The 25769-nt window shown below is 72.1% G+C and carries 14 protein-coding genes and 1 pseudogene; 4 read left to right on the top strand and 11 right to left on the bottom strand.

Going from position 1 to position 25769, the window contains the following annotated elements; genetic code table 11:
• Positions 1-130 precede the first annotated feature (130 nt).
• From pyk to pta, 3 genes are all read right to left on the bottom strand, one after another.
• Positions 131-1558, bottom strand: coding sequence for a pyruvate kinase (gene pyk, locus AC0682_RS04620; RefSeq protein WP_478530904.1), 1428 nt, complete (start codon positions 1556-1558; stop codon positions 131-133).
• A 103-nt stretch (positions 1559-1661) separates the two neighbouring features.
• Positions 1662-2873, bottom strand: coding sequence for an acetate kinase (locus AC0682_RS04615; protein WP_478531102.1), 1212 nt, complete (start codon positions 2871-2873; stop codon positions 1662-1664).
• 41 nt (positions 2874-2914) lie between these two features.
• Complete coding sequence (gene pta, locus AC0682_RS04610) at positions 2915-4996, bottom strand: phosphate acetyltransferase (protein WP_478530903.1); 2082 nt, start codon at positions 4994-4996, stop codon at positions 2915-2917.
• A 320-nt stretch (positions 4997-5316) separates the two neighbouring features.
• Between pta and AC0682_RS04605 the strand changes: the two genes are divergently transcribed.
• Positions 5317-6342 carry an ATP-dependent 6-phosphofructokinase gene (locus tag AC0682_RS04605; RefSeq protein ID WP_070202258.1) on the top strand — a complete coding sequence of 342 codons (1026 nt, stop codon included), beginning with the start codon at positions 5317-5319 and terminating at the stop codon, positions 6340-6342.
• 91 nt (positions 6343-6433) lie between these two features.
• On the opposite strand, the gene AC0682_RS04600 is transcribed toward AC0682_RS04605, so the two are convergent.
• The 3 genes from AC0682_RS04600 to AC0682_RS04590 form a co-directional block, all read right to left on the bottom strand.
• Complete coding sequence (locus AC0682_RS04600) at positions 6434-7057, bottom strand: helix-turn-helix domain-containing protein (RefSeq protein ID WP_478531100.1); 624 nt, start codon at positions 7055-7057, stop codon at positions 6434-6436.
• 264 nt (positions 7058-7321) lie between these two features.
• Positions 7322-7996, bottom strand: a complete 675-nt coding sequence (locus AC0682_RS04595) for a response regulator (RefSeq protein WP_478530901.1) — start codon at positions 7994-7996, stop codon at positions 7322-7324.
• On the bottom strand, positions 7993-9702 hold the full coding sequence (locus tag AC0682_RS04590; protein WP_478530899.1) for a sensor histidine kinase: 1710 nt from the start codon (positions 9700-9702) through the stop codon (positions 7993-7995). Before AC0682_RS04590 ends, AC0682_RS04595 begins: the two co-directional genes overlap by 4 nt.
• 160 nt (positions 9703-9862) lie before the next feature.
• Here AC0682_RS04590 and AC0682_RS04585 point away from each other — a divergent pair, with 160 nt between their 5' ends.
• Positions 9863-11248 (top strand): cation:dicarboxylate symporter family transporter, encoded by a 1386-nt coding sequence (locus AC0682_RS04585; protein WP_478530897.1) that lies wholly within the window; start codon positions 9863-9865, stop codon positions 11246-11248.
• Between the two features lie 197 nt (positions 11249-11445).
• On the opposite strand, the gene glgB is transcribed toward AC0682_RS04585, so the two are convergent.
• From glgB to AC0682_RS04565, 4 genes are all read right to left on the bottom strand, one after another.
• Positions 11446-13908: a 1,4-alpha-glucan branching enzyme gene (gene glgB / locus AC0682_RS04580; protein ID WP_478530896.1), complete on the bottom strand. Its 2463-nt coding sequence runs from the start codon at positions 13906-13908 to the stop codon at positions 11446-11448.
• Positions 13909-13974: 66 nt separating this feature from the next.
• Positions 13975-15405: a maltokinase N-terminal cap-like domain-containing protein gene (locus AC0682_RS04575; RefSeq protein ID WP_478530895.1), complete on the bottom strand. Its 1431-nt coding sequence runs from the start codon at positions 15403-15405 to the stop codon at positions 13975-13977.
• A gap of 252 nt (positions 15406-15657) precedes the next feature.
• Positions 15658-17364 (bottom strand): maltose alpha-D-glucosyltransferase, encoded by a 1707-nt coding sequence (gene treS, locus AC0682_RS04570; protein ID WP_018492249.1) that lies wholly within the window; start codon positions 17362-17364, stop codon positions 15658-15660.
• Positions 17361-19379, bottom strand: coding sequence for an alpha-1,4-glucan--maltose-1-phosphate maltosyltransferase (locus AC0682_RS04565; protein ID WP_478530894.1), 2019 nt, complete (start codon positions 19377-19379; stop codon positions 17361-17363). The genes treS and AC0682_RS04565 overlap by 4 nt, the downstream gene beginning before the upstream one ends.
• 725 nt (positions 19380-20104) lie before the next feature.
• On the opposite strand from AC0682_RS04565, the gene glgP reads away from it, so the two are divergent.
• Entirely contained in the window at positions 20105-22777 is a 2673-nt protein-coding gene (gene glgP / locus AC0682_RS04560; RefSeq protein WP_478530892.1) for an alpha-glucan family phosphorylase, read from the top strand.
• 96 nt (positions 22778-22873) lie between these two features.
• On the opposite strand, the gene AC0682_RS04555 is transcribed toward glgP, so the two are convergent.
• A complete protein-coding gene (locus AC0682_RS04555; protein WP_254811642.1) occupies positions 22874-24910 on the bottom strand; it encodes a M4 family metallopeptidase in 2037 nt (678 codons plus the stop codon).
• 625 nt (positions 24911-25535) lie between these two features.
• Here AC0682_RS04555 and AC0682_RS04550 point away from each other — a divergent pair.
• Positions 25536-25710: pseudogene (locus AC0682_RS04550) on the top strand (FAD-dependent monooxygenase); the annotation flags it as partial.
• Positions 25711-25769: the final 59 nt, after the last annotated feature.

The raw sequence follows: 25769 nt of genomic DNA, 5'->3' as shown, positions 1-25769 counted from the left end.
GCGGCGTGGCGTCGCGCGCTCCGCTCCCCCCCCCCCCCCCCCCTCCGTTAGCTGCCCCCCCCCCCCCCCCGCCTCCCCCCCCCCCCCCCCCCCCCCCCCCCCCCCCCTCGGGCTCGCTTCAGCGGGGGAACTAGCCCTCGCCGCCGCCCAGGTGGTGGACCCGGACCATGTTCGTGGTGCCGGGGATGCCGGGGGGCGAGCCCGCGGTGATGACCATCGTGTCACCGGTGTTGTAGCGGTTCAGCTTGAGCAGCTCCGCGTCGACCAGGTCGACCATCGCGTCGGTGTTGTCCACGTGCGGGACCACGTGCGACTCGACGCCCCAGCTCAGGGCGAGCTGGTTGCGGGTGTTCTCGTCCGTGGTGAAGGCCAGGATCGGCTGGGCCACCCGGTAGCGGGAGAGGCGGCGGGCGGTGTCGCCGGACTGTGTGAAGGCGACCAGGGCCTTGCCGTTGAGGAAGTCCGCGATCTCGCAGGCGGCGCGGGCCACCGAACCGCCCTGCGTACGGGGCTTCTTGCCCGGGACGAGCGGCTGGAGGCCCTTGGAGAGCAGCTCCTCCTCGGCGGCGCAGACGATCTTCGACATCGTCTTGACCGTCTCGATCGGGTACGCGCCCACCGACGACTCGGCCGACAGCATGACCGCGTCCGCGCCGTCCAGGATCGCGTTGGCGACGTCGGACGCCTCGGCGCGGGTGGGCCGCGAGTTGGTGATCATCGACTCCATCATCTGGGTCGCCACGATCACCGGCTTGGCGTTGCGGCGGCACAGCTCGATGAGGCGCTTCTGCACCATCGGGACCTTCTCCAGCGGGTACTCCACCGCCAGGTCGCCACGGGCCACCATCACACCGTCGAACGCCATGACGACGCCCTCCATGTGCTCGACCGCCTGCGGCTTCTCCACCTTGGCGATGACGGGGACCCGGCGGCCCTCCTCGTCCATCACCTTGTGCACGTCCTTGACGTCGTCCGCGTCCCGGACGAAGGAGAGGGCGACCAGGTCGCAGCCCATCCGCAGGGCGAAGCGCAGGTCCTCGACGTCCTTCTCGGAGAGGGCCGGGACGTTCACCGCCGCGCCGGGCAGGTTGATGCCCTTGTGGTCGGAGATGACACCGCCCTCGATGACGATGGTCCTCACCCGGGGGCCCTCGACCGCGACGACCTTCAGCTCGACGTTGCCGTCGTTGATCAGGATCGGGTCGCCCTTGACGACATCGCCGGGCAGCCCCTTGTAGGTGGTGCCGCAGATCGACTTGTCGCCGGGGACGTCCTCGGAGGTGATGGTGAACTCGTCCCCGCGGACCAGCTCCACCGGGCCTTCGGCGAACTTCGCCAGCCGGATCTTGGGGCCCTGGAGGTCCGCGAGCACGCCCACGGCGCGGCCGGTTTCGGCGGCCGCCGCGCGGACGCGGTCGTAACGGCCCTGGTGTTCCTCGTGGGAGCCGTGGCTGAAGTTGAAGCGGGCCACGCTCATGCCGGCCTCGATCAGAGCGACGAGCTGCTCATGGGAGTCGACGGCGGGACCGAGGGTGCAGACGATTTTGGAACGGCGCATGAGGCGGATCCTATCGGTTTGTTTCGCTGCGGAATATTCCGTCTGGTGGAAGATACAAAGGGGCGCGGGGGTGCTCAGTTGTCGAACCGCCCGCCCTCTCCGGTCAGGCCCGCTCGACGAGCGCGAACGTCTGGTCGGCGATCTCCAGCTCCTCGTCCGTCGGCACCACGGCGACCGCCACCCGTGCGTACTCCGGCGAGATCAGCCGCGGCTCGCCGGACCGCACGGCGTTGAGCCCGGCGTCCACCGCGAGACCGAACTCCTCCAGACCCGCGATGGCAGCCTCCCGCACCGGGGCCGAGTTCTCCCCGACCCCCGCCGTGAACGCCACCGCGTCCACCCGGCCGAGCACCGCCGCGTACGCGCCGATGTACTTCTTCAGCCGGTGGATGTAGATGTCGAAGGCGAGCGCGGCCTGCTCGTCGCCCTCCTCGACCCGGCGGCGGATCTCCCGCATGTCGTTGTCGCCGCAGAGCCCGACCAGCCCGCTCCGCTTGTTCAGCAGGACGTCGATCTCGTCCGTCGACATCCCCGCCACCCGCTTCAGGTGGAAGGTGACCGCCGGATCGACGTCCCCGGAGCGCGTACCCATCACGAGCCCTTCCAAGGGGGTCAGCCCCATGGAGGTCTCCACGCACCGCCCGCCCGCGACCGCCGAGGCCGAGGCCCCGTTGCCCAGGTGCAGCACGATGACGTTGACCTCCTCGGGCGCCCTGCCCAGCAGCTCGGCCGTCTTCCGCGAGACGTACGCGTGCGAGGTGCCGTGGAAGCCGTAGCGGCGGATGCGGTGCGCGTCGGCGGTCTGGACGTCGATCGCGTACCGGGCGGCCGCCTCCGGCATCGTCGTGTGGAACGCCGTGTCGAAGACCGCCACCTGCGGCAGGTCCGGCCGCAGCGCCCGGGCCGTGCGGATGCCGGTGATGTTGGCCGGGTTGTGCAGCGGCGCCACCGGGACCAGCCGCTCGATCTCCTTCAGCACCTCGTCGGTGATCATGGTCGGCGCGGTGAACCGCAGCCCGCCGTGGACCACCCGGTGGCCGACCGCGGCGAGTTCGGGGGAGTCCAGGCCGTGCCCGTCCGCCGCCAGCTCCTCGGCCGCCGCCTTCAGCGCCGCGTCGTGGTCGGCTATCCGGCCGGTACGCTCCCGGGGCCCGGCCCCGCCGCCGGTCAGCGGGGTGTGCACCAGGCGGGAGGTCTCCTCGCCGATCCGCTCCACCAGCCCGGAGGCCAGCCGCGAGCGGTCGCGCATGTCGAGCAGCTGGTACTTGACCGAGGAGGAGCCGGAGTTGAGGACGAGGACGCGGTGCGGTTCCACAGGGGCTGCCGTGCTTTCGTTTCCGGAGGGAGTGGTGGTCGTCATGCGGGGTGCTCCTCGCTCTGCGCCTGGATCGCCGTGATGGCCACCGTGTTGACGATGTCCTGGACGAGCGCCCCCCGGGAGAGGTCGTTGACGGGCTTGCGCAGACCCTGGAGCACCGGGCCGACCGCCACCGCGCCCGCCGAGCGCTGCACGGCCTTGTAGGTGTTGTTGCCGGTGTTGAGGTCCGGGAAGATCAGCACGGTCGCCTGGCCCGCCACCTCGGAGCCCGGGAGCTTGGTCGCCGCGACGGACGGCTCGACGGCCGCGTCGTACTGGATCGGGCCCTCCACCCGCAGCTCCGGCCGTGACGCCCGCACCCGCTCGGTCGCCTCGCGCACCTTGTCGACGTCCGCGCCGGAGCCGGAGGTGCCGGTGGAGTACGAGAGCATCGCGATCCGGGGCTCGACGCCGAAGCGGGCCGCCGTCACCGCCGACTGCACCGCGATGTCCGCGAGCTGCTCGGCGTCCGGGTCCGGGTTGACCGCGCAGTCGCCGTAGACGAGCACCTTGTCGGCCAGGCACATGAAGAAGACGGACGAGACGATCGAGGCGTCGGGCTTCGTCTTGATGATCTCGAAGGCCGGGCGGATCGTGGCCGCCGTGGAGTGGACCGAGCCGGACACCATCCCGTCGGCCAGCCCCTCCTGCACCATCAGCGTGCCGAAGTAGTTGACGTCCGCCACGACGTCGTACGCCAGTTCCACCGTCACCCCGCGGTGCGCGCGCAGCTGCGCGTACCGCTCGGCGAAGAGCTGGCGCAGCTCGGAGGTCTGCGGGTCGATGATCTGGGTCTCGGCGAGGTCGATGCCGAGGTCGGCGGCCTTCTTGCGGATCGTGTCCACATCGCCGAGCAGGGTGAGCTCGCAGACGTCCCGGCGCAGCAGCACGTCGGCCGCGCGCAGCACCCGCTCCTCGGTGCCCTCGGGCAGCACCACGCGCTTGCGGTCGGAGCGGGCCTGCTCCAGCAGCTCGTGCTCGAACATCATCGGCGTGACCCGGCCGCTGCGGGCCACCGAGATCCGCTCCAGCAGGGCGCCGGTGTCCACGTGGCGCTCGAAGAGGCCGAGTGCGGTCTCCGCCTTGCGGGGCGTTGCCGCATTCAACTTCCCTTCCAGCGTGAAGAGTTCGGCCGCGGTGGGGAAGGAGCCGCCGGCCACCGAGACGACCGGGGTCCCCGGTGCGAGCCGGGCGGCCAGCGTGAGTATCTCCTCGCCGGGGCGCTCGTTCAGGGTCAGCAGGATGCCCGCGATGGGCGGCGTCCCGGCGTTGTGCGCGGCCAGCGCCCCCACCACCAGGTCGGCCCGGTCCCCGGGCGTCACCACCATGCAGCCGGGCGTCAGCGCGTTCAGGAGGTTCGGCAGCATCGCCCCGCCGAAGACGAAGTCCAGCGCATCGCGCGCCAGCCCCGAGTCGTCCCCGAGCAGCACCGTGCCGTTCAGCGCGGCGGTGACCTGGGCGACCGTCGGGGCGGAGAGCGCCGGGTCGTCCGGCAGCACGGATACGGGCACCGGCAGCCGGGCCGCCAGCCGCTCGGCTATCACCGCCCGGTCCTCCGGGGCGACCCGGTTCACCACCATCGCCAGCACGTCGCAGCCCAGGCCCGCGTAGGCGCGGTAGGCGTTACGGGTCTCGGCGCGGACGGACTCCGCCGTCTGGCCCTTGCCCCCGACGACCGCGATCACCGAGGCGCCGAACTCGTTGGCGAGGCGCGCGTTGAGCGCCAGCTCGTCCGGGAGCTGGGTGGCGGCGAAATCGCTGCCGAGGACGAGCACCACCTCGTAGTCCCGGGCCACCTGGTGGAAGCGGTCGACCAGCAGCGAGACCAGCTCGTCGGTGCCCTTCTCGGCCTGCACGGCGGAGGCCTCGTGGTAGTCCAGGCCGTAGACCGACGCGGGGCTCTGGGAAAGCCGGTAGCGCGCCCGCAGCAGCTCGTAGAGCCGGTCGGGCCCGTCGTGGACCAGCGGACGGAAGACCCCCACCCGGTCCACCTGACGCGTCAGAAGCTCCATGACTCCCAGCTCGACGACCTGCCGGCCGTCCCCCCGGTCGATCCCGGTCACGTACACGCTCCGCGCCACGCGTGCTCTCCCGTCGTTGTGCGCTGCCGCTCCCCGCGGTCCGGCCGGGACGCGGGGTCTCCCCGCGCTGTCCCCGGCGCCCCGAGGGATGCGGCATTGGCCTGCATTGACTCTTGACGATACCCGCGCGGACGGCTATGCCGCCCGCCGGAGATTCCGCCTCCGCGATCCCTCCTACCCGCTGCCGGCTTCCGCGCCCCGCCCGGCCGAAAGCGCGGGGTCCGTGCCGGGCGTGAAACAATCGACCTGGTTCAGGGCACGGAGGCCGCCCCGGTCGGCCTCCCGGAAAAGCGCGACTAGCGAGCAGGAGACACACCTCGATGCGCATCGGAATTCTCACCGCGGGCGGCGACTGCCCCGGCCTGAACGCAGTGATCCGGTCGGTCGTCCACCGGGCCGTCGTGGGCCACGGCGACGAGGTCATCGGCTTCGAGGACGGCTTCAAGGGGCTGCTCGACGGCCACTTCCGCCCCCTCGACCTCAACGCGGTCAGCGGCATCCTCGCCCGCGGCGGAACCATCCTCGGCTCCGCCCGCCTGGAGCGCGACCGGCTGCGCGAGGCGGCCGAGAACTGCGAGGAGCTGGCCCGCCGTTACGACATCGACGCGCTCATCCCGATCGGCGGCGAGGGCACGCTGACGGCGGCCCGGATGCTCTCCGACGCGGGCATGCCGGTCGTCGGCGTCCCGAAGACCATCGACAACGACATCTCCGCCACCGACCGCACCTTCGGCTTCGACACCGCCGTCGGCGTCGCGACCGAGGCCATAGACCGCCTCAAGACGACCGCCGAGTCCCACCAGCGGGTGATGGTCGTCGAGGTCATGGGCCGCCACGCGGGCTGGATCGCGCTGGAGTCCGGGATGGCCGGCGGCGCCCACGGCATCTGCCTGCCCGAGCGTCCCTTCGAGGTCGACGACCTGGTCAAGATGGTCGAGGAACGGTTCGCCCGGGGCAAGAAGTTCGCCGTCATCTGTGTCGCCGAGGGCGCGCACCCGGCCGAGGGCTCCATGCCGTACGCCAAGGGCGCCATCGACCAGTACGGCCACGAGCGCTTCCAGGGCATCGGCAACCGCCTCGCCGTCGAGCTGGAGACCCGGCTCGGCAAGGAGGCCCGCCCGGTCATCCTCGGCCATGTCCAGCGCGGCGGCACCCCCACCGCGTACGACCGGGTCCTCGCCACCCGCTTCGGCTGGCACGCCGTGGAGGCCGTCCACCGCGGCGACTTCGGCCGGATGACCGCGCTGCGCGGCACCGACATCGCCATGGTCCCGCTCGCGGACGCGGTCACCCAGCTCAAGCGCGTCCCGGTGGCCCGGATGGACGAGGCGGAGTCGGTCTTCTAGCCGCTCGGGGCCGTTCGCGTACGGGGCTCACGCCCCGGCCGTCCCGTGGTTACGGAGGGGCCTCACGTCCCGGCCGGTCTCGTAGGGGAACTCACACCCCGGCCGTGCGCCAGAACTGGTCCACCACCCGGGCCAGGAACGCCCGTCCCGCGTCGCCCGTCGACCCGGACCGTTCCTGGCCCGTGCTGCTCCAGCTCAGGGTGGAGACCATCAGGGCCTGGTAGTCGGCGTGCAGCTGCTCCAGGACCTCCTGGACCCGTGCCCGCTCCAGCGGGACGATCTTCGCCACCGGCCGGACGTACGCCTGCCAGCGGGTGGTGACCGCACTCGTCAGCAGCTCGGCCAGCTCCTCGTCGCGGCCCGTCGCCGTGAGGAACTGGGCCGGGGACAGGCCCAGCGCCCGGCACAGTGCGGTGGACTGGCGCTCGTTGCCCTTCCAGCGCCCGGTCTCCTCCATGCGCAGGTACGAGGCCCCGGTCATCCCGAGCTGACGTGCCAGGTCGTCCACCGACAGCTCCCGGCTCAACCGGTGCTCGCGCAGGGTGGAGGCGGCGGCCAGGAGTTCGCCCGGGGCACACCAGAGGACGCCTGCGAGGGCGGTCAGTTCGCGTTCGCCGGGGGTCGCGAGGCCGCGTTCCCAGGCGACGACGGTCTCGGCGGGCACGCGGAGTCCGTACTGGGCGGCGAGACCGTAGGCGACATGGCCGGGCGCCATCCCCAGTGCCTCACGGAGTCGGCGCGCGGCGGGGGCGTTGAAGGGCGGGGTGGGGTGCACGGCCCCACCGTAGAAGTCCCTCGTCGCCCTGGCTACGGTCTGTCCCGCCCGGAACACGCTTCGTACGAACCTCCTAGCGCGAACCGGGCGGGCGGTACGCAACCAGGCGTCCCACCAGCGCTTTCCTTACTCCAGGTAGCTCCGCCCCAGCGCCTCCGTGCGCCCTTGCGGCAAGCGCTTGCCGTAGGGGTGACGGCTACGGAATCAGCGGCCGCCCGCGAGCCAGCGGTAGTGGAGCTCCGGTCGGCCGACCTGCCCGTAATGCGGACGGCGCGCCGCGCTCCCCACGGTCACCAGATGCTCCAGATAGCGGCGCGCGGTGATCCGCGAGATCCCGAGGCGCTCCCCGGCAGCCGCCGCGGTCACCCCCTCCGGGGCCTCCCGCAGCACCCGGGTCACCCCCTCCAGGGTCGGCCCGCTGAGCCCTTTCGGCAGCACGGCCGGCTCGGCGACCCGCAGCGCGCCCAGCGCCCGGTCCACCTCCTCCTGCCCGCTCGCCTCCCCGGCGGCGCCCCGGAACTCCGCGTACCGCACCAGCCGGTCCCGCAGCGTGGGGTACGTGAACGGCTTCAGGACGTACTGCACGACCCCCAGGGACACCCCCTCCCGCACCACCGCGAGGTCCCGTGCCGAGGTCACCGCGATCACGTCCGCCCCGTGCCCGGCGGCCCGCAGCGACCGCAGCAGCCCGAGCCCGTGCCCGTCGGGCAGATACAGGTCCAGCAGGAGCAGGTCCACCGGCGTGCGCTCCAGCACCCGGACGGCCTCCGCCCGGGTGTGAGCCACGGCGGCCACGGTGAAGCCCGCCACCCGCTCCACGTACAGCCGGTGCGCGTCGGCGGCCACCGGCTCGTCCTCCACCACCAGGACCCGGATCACGCGGTCACCTCCTTCGCGCTCTTCGTGCGACCCGAAGCCGTACGGTCCCCGAGCGGCAGCCGTACGGTGAACCGCGCCCCGCCCTCCGGCGCCCGGTCCAGCTCCACCGACCCACCGTTGCGGTGGGCCGCCTGCCGCACCAGCGCGAGGCCGAGCCCGCGCCCCGCCCCGTGCGTCGACCAGCCGCGTCGGAACACCTCGTCCGCCTTCTCGGGGTCGATGCCCGCCCCGGTGTCCGAGACCCGCAGCAGCAGCTCCCGCCCGTCGGCGAGCGCGGTCACGGTGACCCGGGCCCGCCCGCCGCGCTGCGCGGCCCCGCGCTGCGCCGGCACGGCGGCGTCCTGGGAGCCCGGGGCGCCCTCCCGGGCCTGCGACCCCTCCGAGGCCGCCTCCACCGCGTTGTCGATGAGATTGCCGAGGATCGTCACCAGATCCCGCCGGGTCGGCGACGGCGGCAGCGCCCCGTCGTCGATCAGGCTGTCCTCCGCCAGTTCCAGCTCCACCCCGCGCTCGTTCGCCTGGGCCGCCTTGCCCAGCAGCAGCGCGGCCAGCACCGGTTCCTCCACCGCGCCCACCACCCGGTCGGTCAGCACCTGGGCCAGCTCCAGCTCCGCCGTCGCGAACTCCACCGCCTCCGCCACCCGCCCCAGCTCGATCAGCGACACCACCGTGTGCAGCCGGTTCGCGGCCTCGTGGGCCTGCGAGCGCAGCGCCTGCGTGAAGCCGCGCTCGGAGTCCAGCTCACCGGTGAGCGCCTGAAGCTCCGTGTGGTCCCGCAGGGTCACCACCGTGCCGCGCCGCTCCCCGCCCACCACCGGACGGGTGTTGACCACGACCACCCGCTCCGCCGTCAGGTGCAGCTCGTCCACCCGCGCCTCCGACGCCAGCAGCGCCCCGGTCAGCGGCGCGGGCAGATCCAGCTCCGCCACGGTCCGGCCGACCGTCTCCGCCTCCGGGCCGAGCCCCAGCAGCTCCCGCCCCGCGTCGTTGATCAGCGCGATCCGGCGCTGCCCGTCCAGCATCAGCAGCCCCTCGCGCACCGCGTGCAACGTGGCCTGGTGGTAGTCGTGCAGCCGGCTCAGCTCGGCCGCGTTCATCCCGTGGGTGTGGCGCCGCAGCCGGGCGTTGACCACGTACGTGCCGATCCCGCCGAGCGCCAGCGCCCCGCCCGCCGCCAGTGCGAGGGCGCCGAGCTGCTCGCGCACTTGCGAGGAGACCCGGTCCACGGTGATGCCCGCGCTGACCAGGCCGATGATCTCCTCGCCGTCGCGGACCGGGGTGACCACCCGTATCGAGGGGCCCAGTGTGCCGGTGTAGGTCTCGGTGAAGGTCGCCCCGGCGAGCGCCTCCTCGGTGTGGCCGAGGAAGGTCTCCCCGATCTGCGCGGTGTCCGGGTGCGTCCACCGCTTCCGGTCGGTGTCCATGATCGTGATGAAGGCGATCCCGGTGTCCCGGCGCACCCGCTCCGCGTACGGCTGGAGGACGGCGGAGGGGTCCGGGGTGCGGATGGCCTCCCGTACGGAGGGGGAATCGGCCACCGCCAGCGCCGCCGCCCGCACCTGCCGGGCCGCCGTCTGCTCGGCCTGGGCGGAACCGGAGACGTACGCGAAGACCGCGCACCCGGCCACCACGGCGGCGATGAGCACGACCTGCATGGCGAAGAGCTGCCCGGCCAGGCTGCGGGGGCGGGTGCGGGGGAGGCGCATGCCCCACAGTCTGCCCCGCCGGAACCCCTGCTCCCCAGTGGCTCGAATGCGCCCGTGAACGATATGAACGCAAGGGTGACCGGGGTCACAGGGCGGTGGATAGTCACCGGAGCCCCCAGGGACGGGGGCGCATCCCCTGACCGAGCCGAGGAGCCCCACCATGGCTGTGGCAGCCGAACGACGGGACCGCACCCACTACCTGTACATCGCCGTGATCGCCGCCGTGGCGCTCGGCATCCTGGTGGGCTTCGCGGCCCCCGGGGTGGCCGTCGAGCTGAAGCCCGTCGGCGCCGGTTTCGTGAACCTGATCAAGATGATGATCTCCCCGATCATCTTCTGCACGATCGTGCTGGGCGTCGGCTCGGTCCGCAAGGCGGCCAAGGTCGGTGCCGTCGGCGGGCTGGCGCTCGGCTACTTCCTGGTCATGTCGACCGTCGCCCTCGCCATCGGCCTGCTGGTCGGCAACTTCCTGGAGCCCGGCTCCACCCTCCACATCACCGAGGCGGCCCGCGCCGCCGGGGAGAAGCAGGCGTCCGGTGCCGGCGAGTCCACCACGGACTTCCTGCTGGGCATCATCCCGACCACCATCGTCTCCGCCTTCACGGCGGGCGAGGTGCTCCAGACCCTCCTGGTAGCGCTGCTCGCGGGCTTCGCGCTCCAGGCGATGGGCTCGGCGGGCGAGCCGATCATCCGGGGCATCACCCACATCCAGCGGCTCGTCTTCCGCATCCTCGCCATGATCATGTGGGCCGCCCCGGTCGGCGCGTTCGGCGCGATCGCGGCGGTGGTCGGCGAGACCGGGCTCGACGCCCTGAAGTCCCTGGCGATCATCATGATCGGCTTCTACGTCACCTGCGCGCTCTTCGTCTTCGTGGTGCTCGGTGCGATCCTGCGCCTGGTGGCCGGGGTGAACCTGTTCTCGCTGCTGAAGTACCTGGGCCGCGAGTTCCTGCTCATCCTCTCCACCTCCTCCTCCGAGTCCGCGCTGCCCCGGCTGATCGCGAAGATGGAGCACCTGGGTGTCAGCAAGCCGGTCGTCGGCATCACCGTGCCGACCGGCTACTCCTTCAACCTCGACGGCACCGCGATCTACCTCACGATGTCCTCGCTCTTCATCGCCAACGCGATGGGCGACCCGCTGAGCGCGAGCGAGCAGATCTCGCTCCTCATCTTCATGGTCATCGCTTCGAAGGGGGCGGCGGGCGTGACCGGCGCGGGCCTCGCCACCCTCGCGGGCGGCCTCCAGTCGCACCGCCCCGAACTGGTCGACGGCGTCGGCCTGATCGTCGGCATCGACCGCTTCATGAGCGAGGCCCGCGCCCTGACCAACTTCGCGGGCAACGCGGTCGCCACGGTCCTGGTCGGCCACTGGACCAAGGAGATCGACAAGGAGCGCGCGGGCCAGGTCCTCGCCGGCCAGATCCCCTTCGACGAGCGGACGTTGGTGGACGACGGCCACGACGGCCACGACGGCCACGACGGCCACGACGCCTCCACCGACGTACCCGAGCCGCGTGGGACGGCGGCCGAGCCCGCCAAGGTCTGACGGGCCCTCATAGCCACTGCGACACCCCCCACCCAAGGACACCCGTATCCCCCGGTACGGGTGTCCTTGCCGTTCCGGGTCCCCGAAGGCCCCGAAGGCCCCGAAGGCCCCGAAGGCCCCGAAGGCCGCCGGGCTCAGGCCCCGAGCCGCCCGGCCCGGACCTTCGGACCCGGGCTGTCCGGCCCGGGCCACCCGGCTCAGGCGGGCCGGAACCAGACCGTGGCCAGCGGCGGCAGCGTCAGCGAGATGCTGGCCGGGCGGCCGTGCGCGGGCACCGCCTCCGCCTTCAGCGGCTCCTCGTTCGTCACGCCGCTGCCGCCGTACCGCTCCGCGTCGGTGTTGAGGACCTCCACCCACCCCTCGGCACCGGTCTCCGGCACTCCGAGGCGGTAGTCGTGGCGGACCACCGGGGAGAAGTGCGAGACGGCAAGGAGCGGGGAGCCGTCGGCGTCGTAGCGCAGGAAGGCGAAGACGTTGTCCTCGGCCGCCCCGCCGTCCACCCAGCTGAACCCCTCCGGCACCGAGTCGCGCTGCCACAGCGCGGGCACCGCCCCGTACACCGCGTTCAGATCACCGACCAGCGTGCGTACGCCCCGGTGGTCGCCGGAGGCGTCGTACGTCGGGTCCAGCAGCCACCAGTCCGGCCCGTGCCCCTCCGACCACTCGGCGCCCTGCGCGAACTCCTGCCCCATGAAGAGGAGCTGCTTGCCGGGGTGGGCCCACATGAAGCCCAGGTAGGCGCGGTGGTTGGCGCGCTGCTGCCACCAGTCGCCGGGCATCTTCGCCACCAGCGCCTGCTTGCCGTGCACCACCTCGTCGTGGGAGATCGGCAGGACGTAGTTCTCGCTGTACGCGTACACCATCGAGAACGTCATCTCGTTGTGGTGGTACTTGCGGTGCACCGGCTCCTTGGACATGTAGACCAGCGAGTCGTGCATCCACCCCATGTTCCACTTCAGCCCGAAGCCGAGGCCGCCGCTGTCGGTGGGCCGGGTGACCCCGTCCCAGGCGGTGGACTCCTCCGCGATGGTGACGACGCCCGGGTTGCGCCGGTAGACCGTGGCGTTCATCTCCTGGAGGAAGGCGACCGCGTCCAGGTTCTCCCGCCCGCCGAACTCGTTGGGCGACCACTGGCCGTCCTCGCGGGAGTAGTCGAGGTAGAGCATCGAGGCGACGGCGTCGACCCGCAGCCCGTCGATGTGGAACTCCTCGCACCAGTACGTCGCGTTGGCGACGAGGAAGTTGCGTACCTCGGTGCGGCCGTAGTCGAACTCCAGCGTCCCCCAGTCCGGGTGCGCGGCCCGCTGCGGGTCGGCGTGCTCGTACAGCGGACGTCCGTCGAACTCCGCCAACGCCCAGTCGTCGCGCGGGAAATGGGCCGGGACCCAGTCCATGATGACGCCGATGCCCGCCCGGTGCAGGGCGTCCACCAGGAACCGGAAGTCGTCCGGGGTGCCCATGCGTGAGGTCGGGGCGTAGAACCCGGTGACCTGGTAGCCCCAGGAGCCGCCGAAGGGGTGCTCGGAGACCGGCATCAGCTCCACGTGCGTGAAGCCCAGGTCCTTGACGTAGGAAGGGAGTTGATCGGCGAGCTGACGGTAGGTCAGTCCCGGTCGCCAGGAGGCGAGATGGACCTCGTACACGGAGAACGGGGCCTCGTGGACCGGGCGGTCGCCCCGGTGCGCCATCCAGTCCTGGTCCCGCCACTCGTGGTGCGAGGCGGTGACGACGGAGGCGGTCGCGGGCGGGACCTCGGTGCGGCGGGCCATCGGGTCGGCCCGGACCGTGTGCGAGCCGTCCGGGCGGCAGATGTCGAACTTGTAGAGCGCGCCCTCCCCGATGCCGGGCAGGAACAGCTCCCACACCCCGGACGAGCCGAGCGACCGCATCGGCGTGCCCGTGCCGTCCCAGTAGGTGAAGTCACCGGTCACCCGCACCCCGCGCGCGTTCGGCGCCCACACGGTGAACCGGGTCCCGGCCACCCCCTGGTGGACCATCGGCTCCGAGCCGAGCGCCCGCCACAGCTCCTCGTGGCGGCCCTCCCCGATCAGATGCAGATCCAGCTCACCGAGCGCGGGCCAGAAGCGGTACGGGTCGTCCACCTCAATGGTGTCGTCCTCGTACGCGACCCGGAGCCGGTAGGCGGGGACCTCCTTCACCGGCAGCACCCCGGAGAAGAACCCGTCGCCGTCGTCGTGCAGTTCGGCCCGCACCCCCTCGGCCAGCACCGTGACCGACCGGGCGAACGGGCGCAGCGCCCGCACCAGCACCCCGCCGGGGATCGGACGGGCGCCGAGCACGGCGTGCGGGTCGTGGTGGTCCCCGGCGAGCAGCCGGCCGCGGTCGGCGGGGTCCAGGGCCGGTGCGGGCCGGGCGCGCCCGTCACCGGCCTGCCGGGGGAGCGGGGGGACGGCGTCCGCAGGCCGGGGGCGGGCGCGCCCGGCGGGGGCGGCGGCCCTGGTGGCTGCCGGGGCGGCGGTCTCGGCCTCCGCAGCAGGGAGAGGGGGCGCGGGAGCCGGAGCGGCGGCGGACCCGGGCGAGGGTGCGGGCGACTGCGCGGTCTCCCTGCTCACGGCCTCGGCAGGCGCCTTGGCGGTGGCCCCTTCGGCGGCTGCGGACTTGGAGCGGGATGCCTTGCGGGACGGCTTGCGGGCGGTCACAGGGACTGCCTCCTCGGGGAGTTCGGAGGGAGGAAAGGGAGGGGTGCGGGCGGGAGGGGGCGGGGCTCAGGCCGCGGCGGACTGGGCCAGGCGCTGGATGGCGGCCATCGGGACCGGCAGCCAGTCGGGGCGGTGGCGGGCCTCGTACACCACCTCGTACACCGCCTTGTCGGTCTCGTGGGCGCGCAGCAGCTCCGGTTCGCCCCGCGGATCGGTGCCGGACGCCTGTGCGTACCCCTCGCAGTAGGCGGCGCGGCAGCGGGCCGCCCACTCGGGGTTCCAGGGGCGGTGCGAGCGGGCCGCGTAGTCGAAGGAGCGCAGCATCCCCGCCACATCGCGGACCGGCGGCGCGGGGCGGCGGCGCTCGTCCAGCGGGCGGGCCGGTTCGCCCTCGAAGTCGATCAGCGACCAGAACCCGTCGGGGGAGCGGAGTGCCTGGCCGAGGTGGAGGTCGCCGTGGACCCGCTGCTGCGCCCACCCGCCGCCCCGGTGACCGAGCGCGGTGAGGGCGTCGAACGCGGTGCGCAGGGCGGGGACGTATGGGACGAGGGCGGGCACCGCGTCGGCGGCGGCCTCCAGGCGCTGGACCATCCGGGCGACCAGCTGCCGGGTCTGGGTGCCGTGCAGCGCCGGGGTGGGCAGGGCGGCGGCGAGCGCGGTGTGCACCTCGGCGGTGGCGCGGCCCAGTGCCCGCGCCTCGGGGACGAAGTCGCGGCCCGCCGTGAGTGCGGTCAGGGCGAGCTGCCAGCCGTCCCGGGCGCCGTGCAGGAAGGGCTGGAGCACGCCGAGGGTGAGCGGTTCGGGGCCGGGGGCCTCGAACCAGGCGATGGGAGCGGGGACGCGTCCGCACCCCTCGCGGGCCAGGGCGAGCGGCAGCTCCAGATCCGGGTTGGCGCCGGGGAAGACCCGGCGGAAGACCTTGAGGATGTACGCGTCGCCGTAGACCAGCGAGGAGTTGGACTGCTCGGCGTCCAGCACCCGGGGGGCGAGCCCGGCCGGGATCGCGGCGGTCCGCTCGAAGCGGAGGGCGCCGAGGGCGCCGGGGCGGCGGAACCGTTCCAGCAGGAGGCCCGCCAGCCGTGGGTCGTGCAGCGCGTCGTACACCGTGCGCCCGGCCAGCGGTCCGCGCTCGACCCGGCCGATCAGGGCCGCGGCGAGCGTGGTCGGCAGCGATGTCCTTACGCCGACGAGGAGTTGGTAGCAGTCGTCCGCCCGGTGGCCCGACCGCTCGGGCTGCTCGGCCCGGACCAGGAGGTGGAGCAGGCCCGGTCCGGCGGTGCCGTCCAGCGGCAGCATCTCGGTGGCCGAGACCAGCGAGAAGCCGGTGACCGGCCGCCCCTTGCCGGCGAACCACCGCTGCCGGGGCAGCCATGCGTGGAGCAGGGGGGCGAGGGACGGCAGCAGGGTGCCGTCCTCCGTACTGCCCGGGGTCGCGCTGTTCGTTGTGCTGGTCGTGCTCTTCGCCAGGGCGACGTGACTGGATGCAGCCTCCGACATGGCATCGCGTCCTTTCCCCGGGCACACAGGATGCGAAGAGTGTCCCGGATTGCGGCAATGGCTGTCCGGCTGTGCGGGACGTGTCGGGAGAGGAAGGTGCGTACGGACTCGAACGGCGGAACCGGGAAAGGCCGAAGGCGGCGGAACCGTGAGGGCCCAGGGCCTTTCGTCTCGGTCAGAGTGCCCCGTGCGGGACGGGGGAAACCGCCCCGCACGAGCCGTCGGCCGCCATCGGGCCGACGCGACCGCCCATCAGGCGGGCGGCGCGTCCTTGCGCAGCCGGAACCAGTAGAAGCCGTGTCCCGCCAGGGTCAGCAGGTAGGGCCACTGGCCGATGGCGGGGAAGCGCACCCCGCCGATCAGCTCCACCGGATGGCGGCCGTTGAACGACCGCAGGTCCAGCTCCGTGGGCTGGGCGAACCGCGAGAAGTTGTGCACGCACAGGACCAGGTCGTCCTTGTACTCACGGGTGAACGCCAGCACCGCCGGGTTGGACGAGGGCAGTTCGGTGTACTCGCCCAGCCCGAAGGCCGGGTTCTGCTTGCGGATCTCGATCATCCGGCGGGTCCAGTGCAGCAGCGAGGACGGCGACGCCATCGACGCCTCCACGTTGGTGACCTGGTAGCCGTAGACCGGGTCCATGATCGTGGGGAGGTAGAGCCGCCCCGGATCGCTGGAGGAGAACCCGGCGTTGCGGTCGGGCGTCCACTGCATCGGGGTGCGGACCGCGTCCCGGTCGCCCAGCCAGATGTTGTCACCCATCCCGATCTCGTCCCCGTAGTAGAGGATCGGGGAGCCGGGCAGCGACAGCAGCAGCGCGGTGAACAGCTCGATCTGGTTGCGGTCGTTGTCCAGCAGCGGGGCCAGGCGCCGGCGGATGCCGATGTTGGCGCGCATCCGCGGGTCCTTGGCGTACTCCGCGTACATGTAGTCGCGCTCTTCGTCCGTGACCATTTCGAGGGTCAGCTCGTCGTGGTTGCGCAGGAAGATGCCCCACTGGCAGTTCTTCGGGATCGCCGGGGTCTTGGCGAGGATCTCGGAGACCGGGTAGCGGCTCTCGCGGCGCACCGCCATGAAGATGCGCGGCATGACGGGGAAGTGGAACGCCATGTGGCACTCGTCGCCGCCCGCCTCGTAGTCGCCGAAGTAGTCGACGACGTCCTCGGGCCACTGGTTGGCCTCGGCGAGGAGCACGGTGTCCGGGTAGTTGGCGTCGATCTCCTTGCGGACCCGCTTGAGGAAGTGGTGGGTCTCGGGGAGGTTCTCGCAGTTGGTGCCCTCGCGCTGGTAGAGGTAGGGCACCGCGTCGACCCGGAAGCCGTCGATGCCCAGGTCCAGCCAGAAGCGCAGGGCCGCCAGGATCTCCTCCTGGACGGCCGGGTTCTCGTAGTTGAGGTCCGGCTGGTGGGAGAAGAAGCGGTGCCAGTAGTACTGCTTGCGCACCGGGTCGAAGGTCCAGTTCGACGTCTCGGTGTCGACGAAGATGATCCGGGCGTCCTGGAACTGTTTGTCGTCGTCCGCCCAGACGTAGTAGTCGCCGTACGGCCCGTCCGGGTCGGTGCGGGACTGCTGGAACCACTCGTGCTGGTCGCTGGTGTGGTTCATGACGAAGTCGATGATGACGCGCATGCCGCGCTGGTGGGCGGCGTCCACGAACTCGACGAAGTCGGCGAGGTCACCGAACTCCGGCAGGACCGCGGTGTAGTCGGAGACGTCGTAACCGCCGTCGCGCAGCGGGGACTTGAAGAACGGCGGCAGCCAGAGGCAGTCGACACCGAGCCACTGGAGATAGTCCAGCTTGGCGGTGATGCCCTTGAGGTCGCCGATTCCGTCGCCGTTGGAGTCCTGGAAGGACCGGACGAGCACCTCGTAGAAGACGGCTCGCTTGAACCAGTCGGGATCGCGGTCCTTGGCGGGAGTGTCCTCGAACGTGTCGTGGACAGGCTCATTGACGATCATGGTGTGGGTGACCCTCCGGTCGGCGGGGACGGTCGCAGGACGGCGATGTGCGCGGGCGTGATGCCCGGCTCCAGGCGCACATAGAAGGTCCTGCCCCAGTGATAGGTGTCGCCGGTGAGCTGATCGCGCACCGGTACGCGCTCGTGCCCTTCGAGGCCGAGCCGCTCCATGTCCAACGAGACCGTGGCCTCCTGGGTGTGGTGAGGGTCGAGGTTCACGACCACCAGAACGGTGTTCGAACCCGAGCGCTTGCTGTAGGCGATCAGCGACTCGTTGTCGACGTGGTGGAAGTGGACGTCACGCAGCTGCTGGAGCGCGGGGTTGTGGCGTCGGATCCGGTTGAGCGAGGTGATCAGGGGGGTCAGCGTGCGGCCCTCGCGCTCGGCCGACTCCCAGTCCCTCGGGCGCAGTTCGTACTTCTCCGAGTGCAGGTACTCCTCACTCCCCGGCTTGGCCGGGGTGTTCTCGCACAGCTCGAACCCCGCGTAGACGCCCCAGGACGGGGAGAGGGTGGCGGCGAGCACGGCCCGGGCCTCGAAGGCCGGGCGGCCGCCGTGCTGGAGGTACCCCGGCAGGATGTCCGGGGTGTTCACGAAGAAGTTGGGGCGCATGTACGAGGCGGCGTCGCCCGCCAGCTCCGTGACGTACTCCGTCAGCTCCCGCTTGGTGTTCCGCCAGGTGAAGTACGTGTACGACTGCTGGAACCCGACCGCGCCCAGGGTGTGCATCATCGCCGGGCGCGTGAACGCCTCCGCCAGGAAGATGACGTCGGGGTCGGTGCCGTTGATCTCCGCGATCACCTTGTCCCAGAACACGACCGGCTTGGTGTGCGGGTTGTCGACGCGGAAGATGCGTACGCCGTGGTCCATCCAGAAGCGCAGGACGCGTACGGTCTCCGCCACCAGGCCGCGCATGTCCTGGTCGAAGGCGATCGGATAGATGTCCTGGTACTTCTTCGGCGGGTTCTCGGCGTACGCGATCGAGCCGTCGGGGCGGTGGTGGAACCAGTCCGGGTGGTCCTTCACCCACGGGTGGTCCGGCGAGCACTGGAGCGCGAAGTCGAGCGCGATCTCCATCCTGAGGTTGCGGGCCACCTCCACGAAGTGGTCGAAGTCCTCCAGGGTGCCCAGCTCCGGGTGGACCGCGTCGTGCCCGCCGTCGGGCGAACCGATCGCCCACGGCACGCCCGGATCGTGCTCACCGGCCGTCAGCGTGTTGTCGGGCCCCTTGCGGTGGGTCGTCCCGATCGGGTGGATCGGGGGCAGGTACACGACATCGAACCCCATGGCGGCGACCGCGGGCAGCCGCTCGGCCGCCGTACGGAAGGTCCCGCTCACCAGCCGGGTCGGAGCGTCCGGCGAGGTGTCGGAGGGGTCCACCGGCACCCGCTTCGCGCCCTCCGAGCGCGGGAACAGCTCGTACCACGAGCCGTACAGCGCCCGCTCGCGCTCCACCCGCACCGCCAGCGGCTTGGAGCGGGTGACCAGTTCGCGCAGCGGATGGCGGCCGAGCACCGCCTCGGCGGCCGGGGTCCAGGCGGCGGCCAGCCGGGCGGCCGGGGTGTGCGCGGTGTCGCGCAGCGCGTCCACGGCGGCGAGCACCGCCTCCCGGCCGTTCTTCTTCGGCACACCGGCGGCGGCCCGCTCCAGCAGGGCCGCGCCCTCCGCCAGCACCAGGTCGGTGTCGATGCCCGCCGGGATCTTGACCGCCGCGTGGTGGCGCCAGGTGGCGACCGGATCGCTCCAGGCCTCGACCGTGTACGTCCACCGCCCCTCGGCGGTCGGCGTCACCTCCGCGCCCCACCGGTCCGTGCCCGGGGCCAGTTCGCGCATCGGGGTCCACGGTCCCACCCGTCCGCTCGGATCGCGCAGCACGACGTTGGCCGCCACCGCGTCATGGCCTTCGCGGAAGACGGTGGCGGTGACCTCGAAGGTCTCACCGACGACGGCCTTCGCCGCCCGTCTGCCGCAGTCGACGAGGGGACGGACGTCGAGGACGGGAATTCGACCGATCATGGAATCACCTGGGGGCTGGAGGAGCTCGGTGTGCACGGGGGACGGCAGGGACGCGGAGGACCGACCGCGCGTGCCGCGATGATGGGGATCTGTCCTTTGTAGCTGCTCGGCTCTCTGCTGACGGGCTGTGGGCATGGCCGCTCCTGTCCGCGTTCACTCGAATGGCACTCGAATGGGTGGGTCGCGGGGGTTTCGCGCATGTTTCGACTGCATCGGGAGGGCGTGCGGGCCGGGTCCGACTGCGTACCGGGAAGTACGCGGATAAGCCTTCCCCGCACCCGTTCACGGGAAATCCGGCGCCGTGTTAACTACTCGGTCGTAACCGGCCGACCGCGCCCCGACCGCGCCCCGGCCGCGCTCCGGTCCGGTCCGGTCGCGCCCGGCGCGCGCCCCGTTGCGCGTACGGGACTCGCGGCACCCTCACAGGTTCCGGATACCCGCTCCGCGCCGCCACACGGCAGCCTTCCCTGTGACGCGAAGGTCCACAAGGCTGCGTACGGGAAGGAAATCGGCCAAACCCGCAGGTGAAGGGTGGGGTGGGAGAGGGCCGGCGGTGCGGGTGGTGTTCCTGTGGGGCAGCGCGCGCGGGCCGTGCCCGGCCCCGGTGAGCCGTCCGCGCGCCGTGGCCGGGGGCCACGGACGGCCGCTACCGTCGAGGGTGACGGAAGGGCGCACACCGTCGTGCGTCCCCTCGGATGCGCAAGTCCCCTGTAAAGGTGGAGTACGTGAAGGCCATTCGTCGATTCACCGTGCGTCCTGTCCTCCCCGAACCCCTCCGACCCCTCCACGACCTCGCGCGCAACCTGCGCTGGTCGTGGCATCCCGAGACCCGCGAGCTGTTCCGGTCCGCCGACCCCGAGGGGTGGCGGCCCGCGGACTGTGACCCCGTACGGCTGCTCGGTTCCCTGACCGCGGGGCGCCTGGCCGAACTGGGCCGGGACGAGGAGTACCTGGGCCGCCTGGCCGAGGCCTCCGCCGACCTGAAGGACTACCTCGAGGGCCCACGCTGGTACCAGGAACAGCAGGCGACCGGAGCCGGACTCCCCTCCGCCATCGCCTACTTCTCCCCCGAATTCGGTGTCACCGCCGCCCTGCCGCAGTACAGCGGAGGCCTCGGCATCCTGGCCGGCGACCACCTCAAGGCCGCCAGCGACCTGGGCGTCCCGCTCATCGGCGTCGGCCTGCTCTACCGGCACGGCTACTTCCGCCAGAGCCTCTCCCGCGAGGGCTGGCAGCAGGAGCACTATCCGGTCCTCGACCCCAACGAACTCCCGCTCGACCTGGTCCGTGAAGCCGACGGCACCCCCGCCCGGGTGGTGCTCGCCCTCCCCGGCGGACGCTCGCTGTACGCCTGCATCTGGCTGGCCCGGGTCGGCCGGGTCCCGCTCCTCCTGCTCGACTCCGACGTCGAGGAGAACGCCCCGGGCGAGCGCGATGTCACCGACCGGCTCTACGGCGGCGGCAGCGACCACCGCCTCCTCCAGGAGATGCTGCTCGGCATCGGCGGGGTGCGCGCGGTGCGCACCTGGTGCCGGCTCACCCGGACCCCCGAGCCGGAGGTCTTCCACACCAACGAGGGCCACGCCGGCTTCCTCGGCCTGGAGCGCGTCCGGGAACTGGCCGCCGAAGGGCTCGACTTCGACGCCGCCCTCGAAGTGGTCCGGGCCGGGACCGTCTTCACCACGCACACCCCCGTGCCCGCCGGGATAGACCGTTTCGACCGGCAGCTGATCGCCCGCCACTTCGGCGACGACGGCGAGCTGCCCGGCGTCCCCGTGGAGAAGATCCTGCCGCTGGGCCGCGAGACCTACCCCGGCGGTGCGCCCGAGCTGTTCAACATGGCGGTGATGGGGCTGCGCCTCGCCCAGCGCGCCAACGGGGTCTCCACCCTCCACGGGTCGGTCAGCCGGGAGATGTTCTCCGGGCTCTGGCCGGGCTTCGACCCGGCGGACGTGCCGATCACCTCCATCACCAACGGGGTCCACGCCCCCACCTGGGTCGCCCCCGAGGTCTTCCGTCTGGGCGCCGGACAGATCGGCACCGGCCGCGCCCACCAGGTGCTGGCGGGCGGACCGGTGGCGGACACGGCCGCCGAGCAGCAGCCCGGCACCCCGCGCCGCTGGGACGCGGTGGGCGGGATCGCAGACCGGGAGATCTGGGACCTGCGCCGCGAGCTGCGCGGGCAGCTCGTCACCGAGGTCCGCCGCCGCCTCTACGCCTCCTGGCGCAGGCGCGGCGCGGGCACCGCCGAGCTGGGCTGGATCGACGGCGTCCTCGACCCGGAGATCCTGACCATCGGCTTCGCCCGCCGCGTCCCCTCGTACAAGCGCCTTACGTTGATGCTGCGGGACCGCGACCGGCTGCGGGAGCTGCTGCTGCACCCCACGCACCCGATCCAGATCGTCGTCGCCGGCAAGGCCCACCCAGCCGACGACGGCGGCAAGCGGCTGGTCCAGGAGCTGGTGCGGTTCGCGGACGACCCCCGGGTGCGCCACCGGATCGTCTTCCTGCCGGACTACGGCATGGGCATGGCGCAGAAGCTCTACCCGGGCTGTGACGTCTGGCTCAACAACCCGCTGCGCCCGCTGGAGGCGTGCGGCACCAGCGGGATGAAGGCCGCGCTCAACGGCTGCCTCAACCTCTCGGTGCGCGACGGCTGGTGGGACGAGTGGTTCGACCCGGCCTTCGGCTGGGAGATCCCCACCGCCGACGGCTCCGCGGTCGACGAGGACCGGCGCGACGAGCTGGAGTCGAACGCCCTGTACGCCCTGATCGAGGACCGGGTGGCCCCGCGCTTCTACGACCGGGGTGCGGAGGGACTGCCGGACCGGTGGATCGAGATGGTCCGTTCGACCCTGGTCAACCTGGGGCCGAAGGTGCTCGCGGGGCGGATGGTGCGCGAGTACGTGGAGCGGCTCTACGCCCCCGCCGCGCTCTCCCGGCGGGCGCTCGGCCCGGCGGTGGCACGGGACCTGGCCCGGTGGAAGGCGAAGGTCCGGGCGGCCTGGCGAGAAGTCTCCGTCGGCCATGTGGAGTCGGTCACCGACACCGTGGCGGGCGGCTCGGCCGAGCTGGGGGCGACCCTGTCCCTCCGGGTGCGGATCGCGCTCGGCGGCCTGGAGCCGGACGACGTGGAGGTCCAGGTCGTCGCGGGCCGGGTGGACTCCGCCGACGCCATCGCGGACGCCCAGGTCTTCCCGCTGAAGCCGTCGGGCGGCCAGGACCTGGAGGACCGCTGGTTGTACGAGGGCCCGCTCGCCCTGGACCGGACGGGACCGTACGGCTACACCGTCCGGGTCCTGCCCTCGCACGAACTGCTGGCATCCGGCGCGGAGTTGGGTCTGCTCGCGGTGCCGCACGAGACCCCGGGGGAGGGCGCGGGCGTGCTGATGCGCTGAGATGCGCCCGTACGGTGAAGGGGCCAACGGCCCGGCAGGGGAGCCATACCCCTGCCGGGCCGTCCGGTCATGTGGTGCCGCGGTGCGGCCGGTGGATCAGAAGGTGAGCTTGAAGCTGTTGATCCGGCCGGTGTCCGAGCGGTACACGTCCTGGACCCTCAGCTTCCACTCGCCGTTGGCCACCTTGGACGAGGCGTTGACCGTGTAGGTCGCCACCACGTTGTCCGCGGAGTCCGAGGCGGAGGAGTTCTTCAGCCGGAAGGTGCCGCCGTCCGGGGCCACCAGGTCGATGACCAGGTCACCGCGGTAGGTGTGGCTGATGTTGACGTCCACCTTGAGGGCGCTCGGGGCGTTGCCCGGGATGCCGGTGACGTTGACCGCGCTGGTGACGGCCGCGCCCGCGTCCGGGATGTTCACCACGGTGTTGTTCTCGAAGACCTTGCCGCCCGGGTCGGGGTCGCCGCCGCCGGGACGGGTGCCCACGTTGACGCCGGCCCAGGCGTGCGCCACGGCCGCGTACTCGGGGCTGTTGGCACCGTACAGCTCACTGGCGACCGCGAGGGTGCCGGTGCGGGCGCCCGCGTAGTTGGTCGTCGAGGTGAACTTGGTGGTGAGCGCCTTGAACCAGATCAGCGACGCCTTGTCCCGGCCGATGCCGGTGACCGGCAGCCCGTCGGAGGTCGGCGAGTCGTAGCTGACGCCGTTGATGGTCTTGGCACCGCTGCCCTCGGAGAGCAGGTAGTACCAGTGGTTGGCCGGGCCCGAGGAGTAGTGGACGTCGACGCTGCCGATGCCGGAGTACCAGTAGTCCTTGGAGTTGCCGTCGCGGCTCGGCTTGTCCATGTAGCGCAGCGGGGTGCCGTTGCCGCGGATGTCGATCTTCTCGCCGACGAGGTAGTCGCCCGGGTCCTGCGGGTTGTTCGCGTGGAACTCCACGGCGGCGGCGAAGATGTCGGACGTCGCCTCGTTGAGGCCGCCGGACTCGCCGCTGTAGACGAGGCGCGCGGTGTTCGAGGTGAGACCGTGGGTCATCTCGTGGGCGGCCACGTCGATGGAGGTCAGCGGCTTGGCGTTGCCCGCCCCGTCGCCGTACGTCATGCAGAAGCAGCTGTCCTGCCAGAACGCGTTGACGTAGTTGTTGCCGTAGTGGACCCGGGAGTACGCGCCGACGCCGTCACCGCGGATGCCGTTGCGGCCGTGCACGTTCTTGTAGTAGTCCCAGGTGAGCGCGGCGCCGTAGTGGGCGTCGGCACCGGCCGTCTCCAGGTTCTGCGGGGTGCCGTTGCCCCACACGTCCGTGGAGTTGGTGAAGAGCGTGCCGGTGCCGGAGGTGCCGCGGTTGAGGTTGTACGTCCGGTGGTTGCCGCGCGTGGTGTCGGTCAGGGTGTACGAGGGCGCCGTGCCCAGCGTCACCTGGCCGCTGTACTGGGTGTGGCCGGTCCCGTTGTGGACGGCCTGCCACTCGTACAGCTTCTCGCCCGTGGTCGCGTCGGTGATCACGTGCAGCTCGTTGGGGGTGCCGTCGTGCTGGAGCCCCCCGACCACCGTCTCGTAGGCGAGCTGCGGGGAGCCGCTGCCCAGCCAGACCACCTTGCGGGGGGCCTCGCTCGGCTTCGTCGCCTTCGAGCCCTCGGCCTTCGCCGCGCCGAGCGCCTGCTTCTCGGCGGCGGCCGGGGCCACGTCGGCGGTGAGGTCGACGGCCTTCAGCTGTGCGCTGGTCGCCTGCGACGCCTTGGTGACGCCGAGCGTCCTGCCCGCCGGGGTCTCCTGGACGACCAGGTCGCCGCCGAGGACGGGGAGTCCGTTCAGGGTGCGCTCGTAGCGGGTGTGCGTGGTGCCGTCCCGGTCCTGGACGACATCACGGACGACGAGCTTCTCCGCGGCGCCGAGCCCCAGCTCCTTGGCGGTGGCCGCCTTGGTGGCGTCGGCCTCGCGCAGGAGCGCGGCGCGCTGGGCGGGGGAGAGCTCGGCGGGGAGCGAACCGGTGTCCACCGTGCTGCCGGCGGTGATCCCGCCGGCCGGGGCCGCGGGGGTGGCGGTGGCGGCGCCGGACTGCAGTCCGACGGCGATCATGGCTGCTGCGGCTATCAGAGCGCCGGTCGCGGTGGCGCGACGGCTGGGCGTGGATCTCACGCGGACTCCTTCTGCGAGGGGGGTGACCGGGCGGCGCTGGATGAGCCGTCCGGGACGGTGCAGGCGGTGCGCAGAACGGGGTGAAGAGTGTCAGCAGATCCGTATGCCTGTCAGGAGCGCGTCAAAAACTTGGCCGGAATTCGTTCGTTGCCGGAAAGGTCATGTTCGTTAAGCGGACGTTTCGCCGATGGTTGCCGGGATGTTGCGGGGGTGTGCAAAGGCCCGTATTCACAGGCTGGTCACAGGTTCGGCGCGGCGGGGAGCAGGCGTGCGGCGACGGGCGGACGCGGTTACCGCCCAGCAGATGAGACGGGGTCGGGTTCTGGCCAGTTACCGCCGACGGAAGTCGGGGTGCGGGCCGGTGGCAGCCGGGGGCGGGGCGGTGGGTGACGGGTGGCGTCGGGTCGGTCCCGCGTCGGTCGGTGGCGCCCGTCGGGTAGGCCGCGTCGAGGAGGTCCCGTACGAACCGGTCGAGATCGTCCAGCCCCGCCGCCAGTGCCTTCGGCCCGTCCGCGAGGGGGCGAACTGGTGCGCGACCGTTCCGGCGAGGGGCGCGGAGGGCCTCATGGGCTCCACCAATCTCACGGGTCCCATAGGTCTCACGGGCCCCATGGACCTCATGACGGTGGCCACCGAGCCCCCGGGGCCCGCCGCCCCCGCCGCAGCGCTGCGCGCCTACGGCCGCGAGCGCCGGCGCAGCGTCCGGCGGACGGCCTTCGCCTCGCGCACCCTGCACCGCCTTCACGGGCACGGAGCGGGCCTGGCTGCGGAATGCGGCGGTGCGGCTGCTGCCGGGGTGAGGAGGAGGAAAAAGGCGGTGGGGGCGCTATGTGTGCATTCTGTGCGCTTCCTGGGTGGG

This window comes from Streptomyces sp. NPDC043746 (assembly GCF_056436485.1).
Note: the sequence above shows the minus strand (reverse complement) of the source record. Positions and strands in the feature narration are given on the sequence as shown.